General features: G+C 71.7%; 14 protein-coding genes and 1 riboswitch. Of the genes, 5 read left to right on the top strand and 9 right to left on the bottom strand.

Features of this window, described 5'->3' with window-relative positions; all coding sequences use genetic code 11:
* Window positions 1–5: 5 nt before the first annotated feature.
* A complete protein-coding gene (locus SM447_RS11880; RefSeq protein WP_474572776.1) occupies window positions 6–866 on the bottom strand; it encodes an ABC transporter permease in 861 nt (286 codons plus the stop codon).
* Window positions 867–963: 97 nt separating this feature from the next.
* A complete protein-coding gene (locus tag SM447_RS11875) occupies window positions 964–1,989 on the bottom strand; it encodes an ABC transporter substrate-binding protein (protein ID WP_474572775.1) in 1,026 nt (341 codons plus the stop codon).
* A gap of 267 nt (window positions 1,990–2,256) precedes the next feature.
* On the opposite strand from SM447_RS11875, the gene SM447_RS11870 reads away from it, so the two are divergent.
* From SM447_RS11870 to SM447_RS11855, 4 genes are all read left to right on the top strand, one after another.
* The gene (locus SM447_RS11870; protein WP_474572774.1) at window positions 2,257–3,042 is read left to right on the top strand and encodes an ABC transporter ATP-binding protein; all 786 of its coding nucleotides are present in this window, start codon (window positions 2,257–2,259) and stop codon (window positions 3,040–3,042) included.
* A gap of 73 nt (window positions 3,043–3,115) precedes the next feature.
* Window positions 3,116–4,066 (top strand): LLM class F420-dependent oxidoreductase, encoded by a 951-nt coding sequence (locus tag SM447_RS11865; protein ID WP_474572827.1) that lies wholly within the window; start codon window positions 3,116–3,118, stop codon window positions 4,064–4,066.
* Window positions 4,063–4,392, top strand: a complete 330-nt coding sequence (locus SM447_RS11860; RefSeq protein WP_474572773.1) for a cupin domain-containing protein — start codon at window positions 4,063–4,065, stop codon at window positions 4,390–4,392. The genes SM447_RS11865 and SM447_RS11860 overlap by 4 nt, the downstream gene beginning before the upstream one ends.
* Window positions 4,393–4,470: 78 nt before the next feature.
* Entirely contained in the window at window positions 4,471–6,828 is a 2,358-nt protein-coding gene (locus tag SM447_RS11855) for a hypothetical protein (protein ID WP_474572772.1), read from the top strand.
* A gap of 172 nt (window positions 6,829–7,000) precedes the next feature.
* On the opposite strand, the gene thiC is transcribed toward SM447_RS11855, so the two are convergent.
* From thiC to thiE, 7 genes are all read right to left on the bottom strand, one after another.
* Window positions 7,001–8,593, bottom strand: a complete 1,593-nt coding sequence (gene thiC / locus SM447_RS11850; protein ID WP_474572771.1) for a phosphomethylpyrimidine synthase ThiC — start codon at window positions 8,591–8,593, stop codon at window positions 7,001–7,003.
* A gap of 14 nt (window positions 8,594–8,607) precedes the next feature.
* Window positions 8,608–9,396 (bottom strand): bifunctional hydroxymethylpyrimidine kinase/phosphomethylpyrimidine kinase, encoded by a 789-nt coding sequence (gene thiD, locus SM447_RS11845; RefSeq protein ID WP_474572770.1) that lies wholly within the window; start codon window positions 9,394–9,396, stop codon window positions 8,608–8,610.
* On the bottom strand, window positions 9,393–10,145 hold the full coding sequence (locus tag SM447_RS11840) for a thiamine phosphate synthase (RefSeq protein WP_474572826.1): 753 nt from the start codon (window positions 10,143–10,145) through the stop codon (window positions 9,393–9,395). The genes thiD and SM447_RS11840 overlap by 4 nt, the downstream gene beginning before the upstream one ends.
* Window positions 10,146–10,210: 65 nt before the next feature.
* Window positions 10,211–10,993, bottom strand: a complete 783-nt coding sequence (locus tag SM447_RS11835; protein ID WP_474572769.1) for a thiazole synthase — start codon at window positions 10,991–10,993, stop codon at window positions 10,211–10,213.
* Between the two features lie 5 nt (window positions 10,994–10,998).
* Window positions 10,999–11,199 (bottom strand): sulfur carrier protein ThiS, encoded by a 201-nt coding sequence (gene thiS, locus SM447_RS11830; protein WP_474572768.1) that lies wholly within the window; start codon window positions 11,197–11,199, stop codon window positions 10,999–11,001.
* Complete coding sequence (gene thiO / locus SM447_RS11825; RefSeq protein WP_474572767.1) at window positions 11,190–12,365, bottom strand: glycine oxidase ThiO; 1,176 nt, start codon at window positions 12,363–12,365, stop codon at window positions 11,190–11,192. Before thiO ends, thiS begins: the two co-directional genes overlap by 10 nt.
* Entirely contained in the window at window positions 12,359–12,985 is a 627-nt protein-coding gene (thiE, locus tag SM447_RS11820; protein WP_474572766.1) for a thiamine phosphate synthase, read from the bottom strand. The genes thiO and thiE overlap by 7 nt, the downstream gene beginning before the upstream one ends.
* Window positions 12,980–13,089: riboswitch (TPP riboswitch) on the bottom strand. It overlaps the preceding gene by 6 nt.
* 350 nt (window positions 13,090–13,439) lie before the next feature.
* Here thiE and SM447_RS11815 point away from each other — a divergent pair.
* Window positions 13,440–18,140 (top strand): ThuA domain-containing protein, encoded by a 4,701-nt coding sequence (locus SM447_RS11815; RefSeq protein WP_474572765.1) that lies wholly within the window; start codon window positions 13,440–13,442, stop codon window positions 18,138–18,140.
* Window positions 18,141–18,324 lie beyond the last annotated feature (184 nt).

The following is an 18,324-nucleotide window of genomic DNA, read 5'->3' as shown; positions in this document are numbered from 1 at the left end:
GAGGGTCAGCGGCTGGAGGTGGTTTCCCGCAGCCAGGGCAGGCTGCGTCGCTCGACGAGCACCAGTGCGGCGTAGAGCAGGATGCTGACCAGGGCGACAAGGATGATCGCCGCCCACGCGGTGGCGGTGTCGCCGATGCCGGCGTACTGCTGGATGACGTAACCGAGACCGCCCTCGCCGGCCTGGAACTCGCCGATGACGGCACCGATCGCGGCCAGCGGCATGGCGACCTTCAGGCCCACGAAGATCTGCGGGAGCGCGGCCGGGAAACGGACCTTGCGGAACGTCTGCCAACGCGAGGCGTTCCAGGACCGCGCCAGTTCGGCGAGTTCGGCCGGGGTGGTGGTCAGGCCGGTCGCGGTGGAGAGCACGATCGGGAAGAAGCAGAGCAGGAAGACCATGGTGAGGATCGGCTTCTGACCCCAGCCGAGCGCCACCACCAGCAGCGGCCCCAGGGTGATCTTCGGAACCGCGTTGACCGCGACGAGCAGCGGGGTGAACATCCGCTCCACCGTCCGGGAGGCGGCCAGCGCCAGACCGATCAGCACCCCGGCCACCGCGGAGAGCGCGAAGCCGAGCACGATCTCGCCGGTGGTGGCGACGGTGTGCTCCAGCAGTCGGACCGGCCGCTCGGAGAACGCCGCGAGCACGTCATCGGGCGGCGGCAGGGCCGCCGGGTGGATCAGCTCCAACCGGGCCACCAGCCACCAGAGACTGAGCGCGACCAGCAGCCCGGCGACCGGCAGCAGCGCGGCCGTCGTACCGGTGCGCAACTCGCCCGGTCCCCACCGTCGACCGCGGGCCATGGCCGGGGACTGCTCGGGCGCGAGCGTCGCCTCCGGCTGCCGCGGACGGACGTCGGTCATCGGATCCTCCTGTGATTCGGTGCTCTCGCGAGCGGGAGCGGAGGTACGCCGCACCGGACACCCGGTGCGGCGTACGTCCGTCTGGTGCCGAGCGGCCTCAGGCCTTCGGCGCGAGTTCGAAGTCGATGATCTGGTCGGGGGTGAGGTCCGACTTCAGGGCGCCGGCGCCGCGCAGGATCGCGATGCTCTTGGCGACCCGGCCACTGTCCAGCGTGCCCAGCGCGGTGCCGGAGTTGCTGGAGCGGACGTACCCGGCCATCAGCTGCAACTCGGCGGCGGCCGCGGCGGGGTTGACCGCCTCGGCGTTCTTCGCCAGGATCTCGGCCGCCTCCTGCGGGTTGGCCAGCGCGTACTCCAGACCCTTGAGCAGCGCCTCGGTGAACCGCTTGACCTGCTCCGGCTTCTCGCTGGCGTACTGCTTCGAGGTGATCAGCACGTTGCCGTAGAGGTCCTGCATCACGTTGCTGTACGGCAGCAGCACGGCCTTCTTCTTGGTCACCGCCTCGATGGTCGGCTGGCCGACGACGAACTGGCCGATGCCGTCCACCGAGCCGGAGGCGAGGGTGCCCATCAGGGTCTGCGCCTCGCCGTTGACCCAGGTGACCTTGTTGTAGTCGATGCCGGCCATCCGCGCGTACGTCGGGAAGAGGTTGCGGACCACCGAGCCGGGGGTGTCGGCGAGCTTCTTGCCCTCCAGGTCCTTCGGGGTGTTGATGCCCGTGCCCTCGACGGTGGCGATGGCGGCCATGGTGCGCTGCTGGATCGCGGCGACCGCGACGAAGTCCTTGGCGTCCCCGTTGCCGAGCTGGAGCAGCCCACCGGTCAGGTCGATCGGGCCGAAGTGCGCCTGACCGCCCACGACGGTCTGGATCACGGCGCCGGTGCCCTGGCCCGGCTTGATCTCGACCTCGAAGCCGGCGTCCTTGAAGTAGCCCTTCTCCTTGGCCACCCAGGCGTAGGAGTCACGCCCGAAGTTGCCGAACGAGGTGAGGTAGGTCACCTGCTCCAGGGACGAACCCACGTCGTTTCCGTCGGCGTCATCCGAACCGCTGCTGCACGCGGAGACCAGGGCCAGGGCGGTGGCCATGGTGGCCGCGGCGACCGTGCGGGTCAGCCTTCTCATCAGTGCACCTTGTCCTTTCCAACCGGGGCGTCGGGCCGCCGGAAGGGAGTTGTCGGGGCGGCACCGGCAGCCGGAGGGAAGCCGACACCGCGTATCGAGGGGGACTCTCGCGGGCACAGCGTACGAGAACCCCACCTTTGCGACGCCAGGCGTATCGGGTTGCGGAACGGATACAAAGTGATGTCCACCCCGGACGGTGCGATACGGGACCGAGGCCGATAGCCTTTGCCAGTTCCTGACTTTCCACTCAGGGGAGGCCCGCCGGAGATGATCCTCCTCGCCGAGGTGTCGCGTACCTTCGACGGCCGCGCGGGCCGGGTCGAGGCCTTGCGCGGCATCGACCTCGATGTCGCCGAGGGCGAGTTCGTCGCGGTGCTCGGCCGCTCCGGGTGTGGCAAGTCCACCCTGCTGCGGCTGATCTCCGGTCTGATCCCGGTCACCGCCGGCGAGATCGCCGTCGCCGGAGAGCCGGTCACCGGACCGCGCCGCGACATCGCCATGCTGTTCCAGCGGCCCGCCCTGCTCCCCTGGCGCACCGTCCTGGACAACGTCCTGCTGCCGGTGGAGGTCTTCGGCTGGAAACGGGCCGCCCACCGCGACCGGGCGCGGGACCTGCTCGACGTGGCCGGGCTGTCCGGCTTCGAGAAACGGCTGCCACACGAGCTCTCCGGCGGCATGCAGCAACGGGTCTCCCTGTGCCGCTCACTGATCGGCGACCCCCGGGTCATGCTGATGGACGAGCCCTTCTCCGCGCTCGACGCGCTGACCCGCGAGGAACTCGCCGGCGAACTCCAGCGGGTGCACATGCGCAACGGAGCGACAGTCGTGTTCGTCACCCACTCCATCGACGAGGCGGTGCTGCTCGCCGACCGGGTGGTCGTGCTCAGCCCACGACCCGGTCGCGTCCGCAAGATCGTCGAGGTGACCATCCCCCGGCCCCGCACCCTCGGCCGCAACGCCCACCTGGCGGACGTCGCCCGGGTCAGCGCGGACCTGCACGAACTGCTGATGGAACGCGACCAGCCGGCGGAAGCCGGCGCGGAGGGACGATGAGCGAGCGAATCATCCGGCTCAGTGCGATGGCGCCTCGTCGCGCCGCCGAGCGTAGCCAGGTGGCGCGATGAGCATGCGGGTGGCTGTCTTCACGGAGCCGCACCGGGGCGCCACGTACGACGACCAGCTCCGGTTCGCCCGCCTCGCCGAGGAGGGTGGGTTCGAGGGGTTCTTCCGTGCCGACCACTACCAGGCGATGGGCGACGAGCCGGCCCCGCCCGGGCCGACCGACGCCTGGCTGACCCTGGCGGCGCTGGCCCGGGAAACCAACCGGATCCGGCTCGGCACCCTGGTCACCTCCGCGACCTTCCGGCTGCCCGGCCCGCTGGCCGTGATGGTGGCCCAGGTCGACCAGATGAGCGGCGGCCGGGTCGAGCTGGGCATCGGCGCCGGTTGGTACGCCCGCGAGCACCTCTCGTACGGCATCCCCTTCCCCGGCACCAGCGAACGCTTCGACCGGCTCGCCGAACAGCTCGAAGTGATCACCGGCCTGTGGCGCACCCCGTCGGGCGGAACCTTCAGCTACACCGGCGACCACTACCGGCTGACCGACTCGCCGGCCCTGCCGAAACCGGTGCAGACCCCCGGCCCGCCGGTGATCGTCGGCGGGCGCGGCCCCAAGCGCACCCCGGAGCTGGCCGCCCGCTACGCCGACGAGTTCAACGTCCCCTTCACCAGCGTCGAACAGACCGCCGAGGCGTACGGGCGGGTGCGGGAGGCGTGCCAGCGGGTCGATCGCGCCGGCTCCGGACGCCGGCCGCTGACGCTCTCCGCCGGCATCGTGGTGGCGATCGGACGTACCGACAGCGAGGCCCGGCGGCGGGCCGCGCCGCTGCACGTCAAGAGCGCCCTGCCGCCCGAGGACCCGGTGGTCGGCTCGCCGCAGCAACTGGTCGACCGGATCGGCGAGTTCGCGGCGGTCGGCACCACCCGGGTGCACCTGCGCCTGATCGACCTCACCGACCTGGACCACCTGGAGCTGATCGCCGCCGAGGTGCTCCCCGCACTGGACGGAACCCGATGACCGAGTCACCGCTCGACCTCCCCACGCCCGGCGCCGAACCCGTGCTCGGTCCGGTGGGACAGGAGATCGTCTTCGAGAACGACCGGGTCCGGGTCTGGCACATCAGGCTGGAACCGGGTGAGCGGCAGCCGCTGCACCGGCACGACCACCCCTATCTCGTGGTGGCCGTCCAGGGCGCGAAGAACGTCGTGCAGACCGTCGACGGTACGAAGATCGACGCCGACGAGCCGACCGGCGGGGTGGTCTACCGCGACCCGGGAGCCGTGCACATGCTCACCAACTGCGGTGACACGACGTACCTGGCCCGGCTGGTCGAGCTCAAGTAGAACCGCCGCGAGCAGGTCATACGCCCTCCCACGGCGCGCCGGTGGCGCTCGGTGGCGACGGACCGTAACGTGCCGGTCATGGCCCATCGGACATCGAGCCGACTACTGTTAACGGCGTTCGGCGTCAGCCTGCTGGCCGGCGCCGGGCAGCTCGGCCTCGCCTTCGGATTCGGCATCGTCCGGCTCACCGGAACCTTCACCGGCGCGAGCATCAACCAGTGGCCGGCACAGCTCGTCTGGGCCGGCTGGTTCGCCACGAACGCCGCGGTGATCGGTGCCGTGCTCACCGAGCGGCTGGCCCGCCACGGCGGACAGCTCACCGGTACCGCCCGGCAACTGGGCGTCGCGGGCAGCGCCGCCCTGGGCGCCACGGTCGTGGCACCACTGTGCATGCAGCCGGCCCGCAGCGCCGAACTCATCTCGGTCGACCCGGTCTGGGCCGTGGCCATCTGCGCCGGTCTCGGCGCGGTGGTCGGTGCCGGTGCCGCCCTGGCCGTACTGGTCCGTCCGCCGTTCGCCTGGAACATGGCCGCGGTGGCCGGGGTGCTGTGGCTGCTCGCGCTGCTGTCCGTGCTGCCGTCGTTGGGGGCGAACGGCCCGCTGACCCCGGTACGCCTCGGCGTCCTGGAGCCGGCCTGGCTCGCCGCCGACACCGCGCAGCAACTGGCGCTGCTGATCCTGCCGATGGTGACCCTGCTGGCTGGCGCGACGACGGCGGCGGTGGCCCGGTGGCGTGGGCATCCACCACTGGTCAGCGGGCCCAGCGGGGTCGCCGGGCCGGTGCTGGTGGCGTTCGCCTACCTGGCCGCCGGCCCGGGCGACACCGGCGACCGGTACCAGCTCACGCCCTACTACGCGGCCCTGATCGCGGTGCTGGTCGGCGCGCTCGGTTCAGCCGCCGCAGCCATGCTGCCCTGGACCGAGCGGCTCACCGGCCGCACCGCGGCGTCCACCAGCGGGACCGCCATCGAGCCGACCGCCATCCTCCAGCCGCTGCCCGCGGCCGCCGCACCACCCTCGCCGGCCCGCGCCGCGACCGGCCCGCCGCCCACCGCGAGTCACCCGCTGATCGCCGTCGACGGTGCCACCTCGGCCGATCCGGCGGCTGGCGGGCACCACCTCGACAGCGGCCCCCGGACCGCCGCCCCCCTGGACGGCTCACCGCCACACTGGCACTGGCCGGTGGCGCCCACCGACGGGTCAGCCGCCACGACCACACCTGCCACCAACCGTGACGCCGCCCGCGACGCGACCGCCGCCGTCACCGCGCCACCGGCGGACGCGTGGTTTGGCGGCAGCGAGCACGTCCGCGACGGCCGACGTCCTGGCGACACAGCCGGACGGACCGAGGCCGCACACACCGACGCCGGACGACCCGCCGCACGAAGCGAGGCCGCACAAAGCGAGGCCGCACAATCGGAGGCCGCTCGGACGAACGCCGGACGATCCGACGACGCGAACAGCGACGCCGCACGGACCGAGGTCGCCGGACGGCCGGACGAACCTTCGCGGCACGCCGAGGAGCCAGACGCCTCCGCACGGACGGAGAGCGGCGAGCAGACGCCCAGCGACGAGCGGACGCCCGGCACCGCGGGGGCGCGAACCGACGAGTGGACGCGCGGCGGTGACCGGATGCCGGCGGCGGTCGGGCCGGAGATCGGTGAGCAGCCGGCGGCGGAAACCGACGGGCTTTCCGAGCCGGCGACCGGCCCGGCACCGGTGGGAGACGGCAGCGACCTTCCGTCGGCGGCACCCACCGTGCCGGCGCCCGAGGCCCCGGTGGCCCAGAAGGCCCCGACGCCTCGGCGCACCCGTACCCCTCGGAAGCCTTCCGCGGCGTCGGCACCCCCGACCCCGACATCGGCGACGGACCTCGCGCCGAGCGCGGAGCCCGCCGCACCAGCACCAGCACCAGCACCAGCACCAGCACCAGCACCAGCACCAGCACCAGCACCAGCACCAGCACCAGCAGATGGTGCCGGAGACGGGGCGGTGCCGGCGGCGGCCGAGCCGGCACCCCGGCCCCGGCAGCGGTTCGCGTTGCCCGATCTCAACCGGGCGGCGACCGGGCCGGACGAGTCGCCCGCGCAAAGCATCTCGGCGGCCCTCCCCGAGACTCCTGAGGTGTCCATCGAGACCGCGGCCACCGCCCGGGACCTGTCGGCCGCCTTCACCAAGCCACCCGCCGTCCGGGCCGAGGACCTGCAGCCGGACGGCGAACCGGAGAAGGGCCGCCGTGGCCTGTTCCGGTTGGGCCGGTCCCGGTCCGGTGAGGGCGGTGCCGAGGCCGAACGCGATGAGCCGCTGCCGGCCCAGGACGAGGAGTACGTCGACTGGGTGGCCGGACTCAGCCGGCCGCTGGACGACGACGAGCCCGCGCCGCCGAAGGAGCCGCGCCGCACCCTGCGGTCGACCGGGCGGCACCACCGCCGCTGAAGGCCGCACACTCGGCGGCACCCGGGGACATCGGAGGCTCCGGTGGGCTGACCCGCCACCGGGTCCGGCGCAGGAGCAACGTTGCGGCTCGGAGCCCTGTGTCCGGGCGACATCGCGATGTCAGCGCAGACACAGGGGCTCCGAGAGGGCTGGGCTCCTCGGCCGCCAGCGATCAGGCCAGGGGCAGATAGACCCGACCACCGGAGGCGACGAACTCGTCGGACTTGTCCTGCATACCGCGAGCCGCGTACTCCTTCAGGTCCTGCGTGATCTTCATGGAGCAGAACTTCGGCCCGCACATCGAGCAGAAGTGCGCGGTCTTCGCCGGCTCGGCGGGCAGCGTGGCGTCGTGGTACGACCGCGCGGTCTCCGGGTCGAGCGAGAGGTTGAACTGGTCCTCCCAGCGGAACTCGAACCGCGCCTTGGACAGCGCGTCGTCCCAGGCCTGCGCGCCCGGGTGTCCCTTCGCCAGATCCGCCGCATGCGCCGCGATCTTGTACGCGATCACGCCCGCCTTCACGTCGTCCCGGTCCGGCAGCCCCAGGTGCTCCTTGGGCGTGACGTAGCAGAGCATGGCGGTGCCGAACATGCCGATCATCGCGGCCCCGATGGCCGAGGTGATGTGGTCGTACGCGGGCGCGACGTCGGTGGTCAGCGGGCCGAGCGTGTAGAACGGCGCCTCGTGGCACCACTCCTGCTGGAGGTCGACGTTCTCCTTGATCTTGTGCATCGGCACGTGCCCCGGGCCCTCGATCATGACCTGCACGTCGTACTCCCAGGCGACCTTCGTCAGCTCACCGAGGGTGCGCAGCTCGGCGAACTGCGCCTCGTCGTTGGCGTCCGCGATCGAGCCGGGCCGAAGACCGTCGCCGAGGGAGAACGTCACGTCGTAGCGCGCCAGGATCTCGCACAGTTCCCGGAAGTTGGTGTAGAGGAAGTTCTCCTGGTGGTGTGCCAGGCACCAGGCGGCCATGATCGAGCCGCCCCGCGACACGATGCCGGTGACCCGGTCCACCGCCAACGGCACGTACGGCAGCAGCACGCCGGCGTGCACGGTCATGTAGTCGACGCCCTGCTCGGCCTGCTCGATGACGGTGTCCCGGAACACCTCCCAGCTCAGCTTCACCGGATCGCCGCCGACCTTCTCCAGCGCCTGGTAGATCGGCACCGTACCGATCGGCACCGGCGAATTGCGGACGATCGCCTCGCGCGTCTCGTGGATCCGCTTGCCGGTGGACAGGTCCATCACGGTGTCCGCACCCCACCGGGTGGCCCAGGTCAGCTTCTCCACCTCCTCGGCCACCGACGAGGTCACCGCCGAGGTGCCGATGTTGGCGTTGACCTTGACCAGGAACGCCTTGCCGATGATCGCCGGCTCGCACTCCGGATGGTTCACGTTGAGCGGCAGCACGGCTCGCCCGGCCGCGATCTCGTCCCGGACGAACTCCGGCGACATCCCTTCCCGGATCGCCACGAACTCCATCTCCGGCGTGACGACTCCGGCCCGTGCGTACGCGAGCTGCGTCGGCCGCTTGCCGTCCGAGCCGGCCAGCGGGGTACCGGCACCACGCACCGGTGCCACGTCGGCCCGTTCGGCGATCCATGGTCCGCGCAGCGGTGCCAACCCGACCTCCGGGTCCGAACCCGGACCGGAGGTGTCGTAGAGCCGTACCGGCGGGTTGCCCCCGGTCAGTTCCACCTCCGCGAACGGCACCCGGATGTCCGGCCGGGACCCCTCGACGTACACCTTGCGACGTGCCTGCATGACAGCCTCCCTGATCAGACGGACCAGCCGAAGTGGTCCATCGGTCCGCGTCCCGCGCCCAACTCCCAGTCCCGCGCGCCGGTCAGCGCGCGGGTCACGTACTCCTTGGCGGCCCCGACCGCCACCGGCACCGGATCGCCCAGCGCCAGCCGCACCGTCACGGCCGCCGAGAAGGAGCAACCGGTTCCGTGCGTGTGCCGGGTCGGCACCCGGGGGGCACGCAGGACCGTCGTCCCTTCCGGACCGTGCAGCACGTCCACCGCCTCGTCACCGGTGTCCACGTCGCCGCCGGTGACGATCACCCATTCCGGGCCGCCGGCCGCCAGCGCCTGTGCCGCGGTCGTCATCTCCGCGACGCTGGTCACGGCAGCTCCGGTGAGGGCTGCGGCCTCCGCGCTGTTCGGCGTCGCCACCCGGGCGTACGGCAGCAACCGCTCGACCGCCTCCACCACGCCGAGCCGGTGCCCACTGGTGGCCACCAGCACCGGGTCGACGACCAGTTGCGGCAACCGGCCGGCCACCGCCGCGTCTGCGATCGCGCCCGCCACCGCCGGGGTGCCCAGCATCCCGGTCTTGACCGCCCGCACCGCGAAGTCCGACAGCACGCTGTCGAGCTGGTCGGTGACCGTCTGCGGCGGCAGCGGCAGCACCGCGTCCACGCCCCGGGTGTTCTGCGCGGTGACGGCCGTCAGCACGCTGGTGCCGTACGCGCCGAGCGCGGCGAAGACCTTCAGGTCGGCCTGGATGCCGGCGCCACCACCGGAATCGGAACCGGCGACGGTGAGCACGGTGGTGGGGGTCACGGCACTTCCTCTTGGTTGTCGGTCTGCTGTGTCCTGGTTGCTGTCGGCCGCAGCCCCGTCGTGGTCGGGCTCGTCGGGACGTGCCGGCTTGCGGGAATCGGGGCCGTCGTGCGGTGGAAGGCGGTGGTGAGGGTGGCGGTGGTCTGTTGTGGATCGTCCGCGCGCATGATGGCGCCGAGGACGGCCACTCCGGCGGCGCCGGCGTCGCCGCAGGCACGTGCCTGGGCTGGGGTCTCGATGCCGCCGAGGGCCAGCGCCGGCACCGGGCTGAGCCGGATCAGCGCGGCCAGTCCTTCGGGGAGCAGGGGTGGGCCGTAGCCGGGCTTGGTCCGGGTGGGGAAGACCGGCGAGAGGGTGACGTAGTCCTCGGTGGTCAGACGTCGCAACTCCGCCGCGTCATGGCAGGAACGACCGGTGAGGTCGGCGGCGGGCGGCGGATAGGGGCCGGCCGCCGACAGGTGCAGCGCGACCGGCGAACGGCCGGCTCCGGTGGCACCGAGCGCAGTGCGGTCGGGATCGTCGGGGTCGAGCAGGGGGTCGGGGCCCGCGACGATGAGCGTGCCGCCGACCTCGGTCAGGATCGGCCGCAGCTCGGCGGCGAGGGCCAGCCGCTCGACCCGCGGCAGGTCCTTCTCCCGCAGCACCACCCAGCGCACTCCCCCCGCCACGGCAGCCGCCACCACCTCCACCAACGGTCTCCGCGCCACCCGCCGATCCGTCAGCAGCACCACCCCGTAGGGCACTTGGATCCTGGTGCGAACCGGCCCCCGGAGGGGCAGCTTCGCACCAGGATCCACGGTGTCGGTCCGCGCGGTCACAGGTCGGGGCGGCCTTCGTCGGGGGTGGAGGCCAGGGCGTGGAAGCGGTGCGGGATGCGGCCGGCACCGTGCGCGAGGTGGCCGGCGGCGATCGCGTACCGCATCGCGGTGGCCATCGCCACCGGGTCCGCCGCCCGGGTCACGGCGCTGGCCAGCAGCACCGCGTCGCACCCCAGCTCCATCGCCAACGCCGCGTCGGAGGCGGTGCCGATGCCGGCGTCCAGGATCACCGGAACGGCGACGTCCTGCCGGATGAGCCGGATGTGGTGCGGGTTGTTGATGCCCAGGCCGGAGCCGATCGGCGCGCCGGCCGGCATCACCGCCGCGCAACCGACGTCGGCCAGGCGCCGCGCCAGCACCGGGTCGTCGGAGGTGTACGGCAGCACGGTGAACCCGTCGTCGACGAGTTCCTCGGCGGCGCGCAGCAGCTCCACCCCGTCGGGCAGCAGCGTCCGCTCGTCGCCGATCACCTCCAGCTTGACCCAGTCGGTCTCGAACGCGTCCCGGGCCAGCCGGGCCACCTTCACCGCCTCCACTGCCGTGTAGCAGCCGGCCGTGTTGGGCAGCAGCCGTACGCCGCACCGGTCGAGCAGGTCCAGCAGACCACCCGAGCCGCCCGGTACGGTCTCCACCCGACGCAGTGCCAGGGTGACCAACTCGGTGCCGGAGGCCCGGATCGCCTGCTCCAGCACATGCAGGTTGGCCGCGCCTCCGGTGCCGAGGATCAGCCGGGAGCCGAACCGTACACCGGCCAGCTCGAAGCCGGTCGACTCGTCCATCCGGGTCACCCGCCCTGGGCGGCGCTGAGCACCTCGACCCGGTCGCCACCGCGCAGCACCGTCGCCGGCCAGCCGGTACGCGGCACCACCTCGCCGTTCACCGCCACCGCCACACCGCGCTGCTGGCCGGTGACGTCCCGGACCAGGTCGGCCACGGTCACCCCGTCGGGCAGGTCGCGTCCGACGCCGTTCACCGTCAGTTGCACGAGTCGTCCTCCGTCGAGTCATGGAAGGTGCTGCCGGCACCGGCCACCACGGCGAACCGATCCGGCGGGAAGGGGGCGAGCAGCGGATCGGGGGTGTCTCCCCCGGTGACCAGATCGGTGATCAGATCCGCGGTGACCGGCGTGAGCACGATCCCGTGGCGGTGGTGGCCGGTGGCGACCAGCACGTCCGGGCGTCCCGGCAACGGGCCCAGCATCGGGGCGTTGTCCGGTGTGCCCGGACGCAGCCCCGCCAACGTCTCCACCAGGTCGTACTCGGCGATCTCGGGCAGCAGGTCGACGGCGGCACGCAGCAGCCGCAGCACCGCACCGGCGGAGACGTCCAGGTCGGACCGCTCCTCGACGGTCGCGCCGATCACCACCTCACCGCTGTCCCGGGGGACCAGGTAGACGTGCTCGCCGTCGGCGTAACCCCGGATCACGTGCCGGAAGCTCGGCGGGCCGCCACCGGGCGCGCGCAGCCGCAGCACCTGCCCCTTCACCGGGCGGACCGGCAGGCCGGTCAGGGCGGCGGTGCCACAGCCGGCGGCGACCACCGTCACACCGGCGGTGACGTCACCCAGCCGCCGCACCGGCTCGGCGACCAGCACCGCTCCGGCCCGCTCCGCCGCCAGTCGCAGCGCCGGCACCAGCCGACGCGGGTCGACCTGGTGGTCGGTGGCGGCGAGCGCGCCGCCACGCACCCGGGGAGCCAGCGCCGGCTCGCGCTCGCGCAGTTGGGACGGGCGCAGCGGCGTGACCGGCAGCCCCAGCCCCTGCTGGTACGCCCACAGTCGGCGCGCCTCGGCGAGGTCGTCGGCGGTCAGCCCGACCATCAGCGTGCCCTCGGTCCGGTAGCCGATGTCGGTGCCGGTCGCCTCGGTCAGCTCGGCCGCGAACCCGGGCCAACGGCCGGCGGACTCGGTGAGCAACCGGGTCAGCTCCCGCTCACCGAAGTACGCCTCGGCCACCGGCGCCAGCATCCCGGCGGCCACGTGCGAGGCGCCCGATCCGGGTGCCGGGTCGTGCACCACCACCCGCAACCCGCGGCTGGCGCACCGCCAGGCGATCGCCCATCCGATCGGCCCACCCCCCACCACCGCCACATCCGGTGCAAGGAAGGGCCCCCTGTTAACGCCTCCGGTAGAGGAAGGGCCCCCTGTTAACACGTCAGCCCCCGCAGCAGTTCGGCGGCGGCACGGGCCGGGTCGGTGGCTCCGGAGAGCGCACCGACCACCGCGACCCCGTACGCGCCGGCGGCCCGCAACTCAGGCACGTCCGCCGCCGTCACCCCACCGATGGCGATCACCGGCACGTCCACCGCACCGGCCACCGCCCGGACCCCGGCCGTACCGATCGGCGACGGCAGTCCGTCCTTGGTGCTGGTGGCGCGGCAGGGACCCACGCCCAGGTAGCTGGCCCCGGCGGTGACCGCCGCGAGCGCCTGCGCCGGTTCCCGCGCGGTGGCACCCAGTACGGCCGACGGGCCGAGCACCCTCCGGGCCGCCGCCACGGGCAGGTCGTCCGCACCGACGTGACCGCCGGCGGCGTCGGTCGCCAGCGCCACGTGCAGCCGGTCGTTGACCAGGCAGGACACGTCGTACGGCGCGCAGAGGGCCAGCACCTGCCGGGTCAGTTCGTACGCCTGACGGTCGGTCGCGGTGTCCTCGACGCGGACCTGCACCACCAGGTCCGCGTGCGCCACCGGCAGCACGGCGCGAAGCACGGCGAGCGGATCCCGCCCGGGTCGGGTGTCGGTGATCAGATGCAGTCGTCCCAGGGACGGCACGGCAACACTCCTCCCTGCGCCGGCATTACCCGGATCAGGTTCGACGGTCGGGGGCTCACAGCCCCCCTCTCAGCCCGGTGCACCGGGCTCCCGTGGGTTCGTTGGGTGTCACCGTACGTCGTTTCGCCGGCTCCGCCAAGCCCGTCCCGCGCCCTCGCTTGGGGCGGAAGGCGCCCGGTCATGCCGACTCGGAGCGGGTTGCTGATCCGACTCGCAGCGGCACGATGACCGAAAAAGGATCCGATATGGAGTGACTCACACCAATAAACAAAGTTGCCGTTACCAAACCGTTACAAGAGTTCGCCTTGCCCGAAACCCATTCACGAACACAAATTGAGTGATCGGATCGGCTTGTCGCCACCCAGACCTCGCTCGTCAGGTATGGGCGGTCGGACCGACGCGGAGTGACCACCGCCGCCCACTCCGACCCGCCCCACCGACAGAGGAGATCCTCGTGCCCCGACCCCGTCGGCGGCGAGCACCGCTCGCCCCAGTGACCGTGGCGCTACTCGCCCTGGTACTCATTCTGGCCGCCGCACCGACTCCGATCGCCGGCCCCGGCACCGCCCGGGCCGCCGGCCCCACCGCCGCCCAGCCCGCCGGCCCGGCCGTCTCAGCCGCCGCGGCACAGGCGGAGCCGTACTCCGTCCTGGTCTTCTCCAAGACCGCCGGGTTCCGGCACGACTCGATCCCGGCCGGCATCAGCGCGATCCAGCAACTCGGCACGGCGAACGGCTTCACGGTCACCACCACCGAGGACGGCGCCGCCTTCACCGACACCAACCTCGCCAGGTTCAAGGCGGTCATCTGGTTGTCGACCACGGGTGACGTGCTCAACGCGAGCCAGCAAGCGGCCTTCGAGCGCTACATCCGCGCCGGTGGCGGTTACGTCGGCGTGCACGCCGCGTCCGACACCGAGTACGACTGGGCCTGGTACGGCCAACTGGTCGGTGCCTACTTCAACAGCCACCCGGCCAACCAGACGGCCACTGTGAAGGTCGAAGACACCACTCACGAGTCGACGCGGCACCTGCCGGACCGGTGGTCCCGTTACGACGAGTGGTACAACTTCCGCACCAACCCCCGCGCCCGTCAGGTGCAGGTGCTGGCCTCGCTGGACGAGCGCAGCTACAGCCCGGGCAGCGGGGCGATGGGGCACGACCACCCGATCGCGTGGTGCCAGAACTTCGACGGTGGTCGGTCCTGGTACACCGGTGGCGGGCACACCCAGGAGTCCTTCACCAACGCCGAGTTCCGGCAACACCTGCTCGGTGGTATCCAGACCGCGGCCGGGGTGGTGCACGCCGATTGCGGTGCCGGCCGAGCCGCCAGCTTTGAGAAGGTGACGCTGGACAGCAACACCAGCAATCCGATGGAGCTGGACATCGCGCCCGACGGCCGGGTTTTCTACATCGAGCGCGACGGCCGGGTGCAGATCATCAAGCCGGACACCGGCCAGACGGTCACCGCGCTGCGACTGAGCGTCTTCGCGGGTAACGAGGACGGCCTCCTGGGCATCCGGCTCGACCCCAACTTCGCCAGCAACGGGTGGGTCTGGCTCTACTACGCCCCGAACGCGGGCGGCTCCCGCAACCACCTGTCCCGGTTCACCGTCACCGGGGACACGATCAACCCGTCGAGCGAGCGGGTCGTCCTGGAGGTGCCCACGCAGCGCAACACCTGCTGTCACATGGGCGGAACGATGACCTTCGACTCGGCCGGCAACCTCTACCTGGCCACCGGAGACAACACCAACCCCTTCGAGTCCAGTGGCTACAGTCCGTTGGACGAGCGTTCCGGGCGGGCCGACTACGACGCGCAGCGTACCGCCGGCAACACCAACGACCTGCGCGGAAAGGTGCTCCGGATCCGGCCGCAGGCCGACGGCACGTACACCATCCCGAGCGGGAACCTGTTTGCCCCGGGCACCGCGCGGACCAGGCCGGAGATCTACGCGATGGGCCTGCGCAACCCGTTCCGGATCGGCATCGACCCGGCCACCAATGTGCTCTACGTCGCCGACTACGGCCCGGACGCCACCACCACCAACCCGAACCGGGGCCCGGAGGGACTGGTGGAGTGGAACATCGTCGACCGGCCCGGCAACTTCGGCTGGCCGTACTGCCACGGCAACAACCAGGCGTACAACGACTACCAGTTCCCGTCCGGCCCGAGCGGGGCGAAGTTCAACTGCGCCGCGCCGGTGAACAACTCCCCCAACAACACCGGTCTGACCAACCTGCCGGCGGCCATCCCGGCCACGGTCGACTACGGCTACGGCGGCAACAGCCGCTTCCCGGAGATCGGCGGCGGCGGAGCGCCCATGGCCGGCCCGGTCTACCGGTACGACCCGACCATCTCGTCCCGTCGCCAGTGGCCGGCGTACTTCGACGGCAAGTCGATCTTCGGCGAGTGGAACCAGTCGCGGATGTACACCATGCAGGTCAGCCGGGACGGCAAGACGCTTGTCGACATCAACCGGATCCTCGACCAGATGACCTTCGTGCGGCCGATGGACTTCGAGTTCGGCCCCGACGGCGCGTTGTACCTGATCGAGTGGGGCAGCGGCTTCGGCGGCAACAACGACAACTCCGGGGTCTACCGGATCGACTACACCGCCGGTGCCCGCGCCCCGATCGCGGTCGCCTCGGCGAACCCGACCTCGGGGGCGCCACCGCTGACGGTCAGCTTCTCCAGCGCCGGCTCCCGTGACCCGGACGGCGGGACGCTGACCTACGCCTGGACGTTCGGCGACGGCGGCACCTCCACCCAGGCCAACCCGACCCACACGTACACCCGGTCCGGCAGCTACACCGCGCAGCTTCGGGTGACCAACCCAGCGGGACGGACCGCGGTGGCGAACGTGCCGATCACCGTCGGCAACACGGCACCGACCGTCACCATCGAGTTCCCGCCGGACGGCGGCTTCTTCGCCTGGGGCGACCAGGTCGCCTACACCATCAGCGTGACCGACCCGGAGGACGGCACGATCGACTGCGACGACGTCGAACTGCAGGTCCTGCTCGGCCACGACGAGCACGCCCACCCGCTGGAGCGGCACACCGGCTGCACCGGCACGGTGCAGACTCAACTCGCCGACGGCCACGGCGCGGACGCCAACGTCTTCACCGTGCTGGAGGCGACCTACACCGACAAGGGCGGGTCCGACGGGGCCGAGCCGCAGACCGGCAGGGCGCTGAAGATCCTCCAGCCCAAGCGCAAGGAGGCCGAGTACTTCTCGGCCACCGGTCGGGTGGCGGGTGCCACCGGGGGCGGCACCGCCGGGGTGCAGCGGGAGACCACCGGCGACACCGCCGGTGGCGGGCAGAACATCGGATTCATCGAGGACGGCGACTGGTGGTCGGTCAGTCCGGCCAGCCTGACCGGCGTCACCTCGATCCAGTTCCGAGTCGCCTCGGCCACCTCCGGTGGTCGGATCGAGGTACGCGCCGGCGCGGCGGACGGGCCACTGATCACCACCGCCACCGTCGCCGGCACCGGGGGGTGGCAGACGTACACCGACGTCACCGCGCAGATTCCCAACGGCGCCGCCGCGGAGGGCGGGCTGTACTTCGTCGCCCGGGACCCCAACCGCGGCACCGGAACCCTGTTCAACGTCAACTGGATGGACTTCGTCGGCCCCGGGGTGAGCGGCAACGCTCCGCCGACGGTCACCGCCACGGGCACCCCGACCAGCGGGACCGCGCCACTCGCCGTGACCTTCACCGGTACGGCGACCGACCCGGACGGGGACACCCCGCTGACGTACGCCTGGGACTTCGGCGACGGTGCGACCGCGAGCACGCTGAGCGCCAGCCACACGTACACCACGCCGGGCAGTTACACCGCCACCCTGACGGTCACCGACAGCCGGGGTGCTCGGGGGCAGGCCAGCGTGCAGATCCGGGTCGACGGGGCGGGCAACCCCTGCCAGGGAGCGCAGGGACCACTGCGGTCCGACGAGTTCACCGGCACCTCGCTCGATCGTCAGCGGTGGACAGGCGTGGTGCGGGACAACGGGTCGTACTCGGTCGCCGAGGGTTCGCTGCGGCTGCCCACCGCGGTGGGTGACCTGTACGGGACCCGCAACGACGCCACCAACGTGGTGCTCCAGCCCGCACCCAGCGGAGCCTGGCAGGCGACCACCCGGGTGACCCTGGCGGCCCGGTCCGACTATCAGCAGGCCGGTCTGATCCTCTACGGCGACGACGACAACTACGCCAAGCTGGACCTGGTCTACGGCGGCAACCGCAAGGTGGAGTTCCTCCGGGAGAGCGCCGGGACGCCCCGCAACGACAGCACAGACTCCACCGCCGCTCCCACCGGTGACACCATCCACCTGCGGCTGACCAGCGACGGGACGAACCTGACCGCCGCCTACTCGACCGACGGGCAGAGCTTCACCGCGGTCGGCCGGTCCGCCGCGCTGGCCGGGATCACCAACCCCCGGATCGGTCTCTTCGCCCTCAACGGCGGCACCACCGCACCGGTGGTGAACGCCCAGTTCGACTGGTTCCGGATCACCCCGGAGATCACCACGGGCGTCGTCACGCCGTCGGACGAGTTCACCGGCGGCAGCCTGGAGAAGTGCCGGTGGAACGCCATCGTCCGGGAGGACGCGACCCGGTACCGGGTCACCGACGGCGCGCTGCGCATCGACGTGCCGAACGGTGACATCTACGGCACCGGCAACACCGGGCCGACGAACTTCATCCTCCAGAACAGCCCGGCCGGGAACTGGACGGTGCAGACCCGGGTCGACGGCAGTCTGCTCAACGAGCAGTACCAGCAGGCGGGTCTGCTGGTGTACGCCGACGACGACAACTACCTCAAGTTCGACTACGTGACGGACAACGCGGTCGGTCAGACGGTCTCGCGACGAATCGAGTTCCGCAGCGAGATCGGCGGGGCAGTGCAGAGTACGCAGCCACAGGCGACCGGCCTGACCCAGGGGATCTGGCACCTGCGGCTGTCGCGCAGCGGAAGCACCTTCACCGCCGCGTACTCGGCCGACGGCACGAGTTGGACGACCCTGGGGACGTTGACGAGCACCGCGGTCGGGACGACCCCGAGGGTGGGCCTGTTCACTCTCGGTGCCAACCAGACCGCCTCCAAGACGGCCGCCTTCGACTACTTCCGGCTCACGCCTGGATAGTTGGCCGACCCAGCCGGTCCATTGATGCCGGTCCGCACCTCTGCCCCGAGGTGCGGACCGGCGCTGGTGGCGGTTTGGGCAGGCTGTGCAGGAATGTCACCCTCATTTACCGAAACGTTATCCATCGAAGCCTTGCCATGAATCGTTTCAACGGAACTAATTTGTTCAACGACTCGACATAAAT

Source organism: Micromonospora aridisoli, from assembly GCF_056150025.1.
The sequence above is the reverse complement of the archived record's forward strand: the minus strand, read 5'-3'. Positions and strand labels throughout refer to the sequence as shown.

Excerpts from the sequence above, each read along its gene's own strand:
- SM447_RS11835 (WP_474572769.1), bottom strand. The coding sequence starts at position 10,993 with ATGGACGAGTCGACCGGCTTCGAGCTGGCCGGTGTACGGTTCGGCTCC.
- SM447_RS11865 (WP_474572827.1), top strand. The coding sequence starts at position 3,116 with ATGCGGGTGGCTGTCTTCACGGAGCCGCACCGGGGCGCCACGTACGAC.
- SM447_RS11860 (WP_474572773.1), top strand. The coding sequence starts at position 4,063 with ATGACCGAGTCACCGCTCGACCTCCCCACGCCCGGCGCCGAACCCGTG.
- SM447_RS11870 (WP_474572774.1), top strand. The coding sequence starts at position 2,257 with ATGATCCTCCTCGCCGAGGTGTCGCGTACCTTCGACGGCCGCGCGGGC.
- SM447_RS11855 (WP_474572772.1), top strand. The coding sequence starts at position 4,471 with ATGGCCCATCGGACATCGAGCCGACTACTGTTAACGGCGTTCGGCGTC.
- SM447_RS11875 (WP_474572775.1), bottom strand. The coding sequence starts at position 1,989 with ATGAGAAGGCTGACCCGCACGGTCGCCGCGGCCACCATGGCCACCGCC.
- SM447_RS11880 (WP_474572776.1), bottom strand. The coding sequence starts at position 866 with ATGACCGACGTCCGTCCGCGGCAGCCGGAGGCGACGCTCGCGCCCGAG.
- thiC (WP_474572771.1), bottom strand. The coding sequence starts at position 8,593 with ATGCAGGCACGTCGCAAGGTGTACGTCGAGGGGTCCCGGCCGGACATC.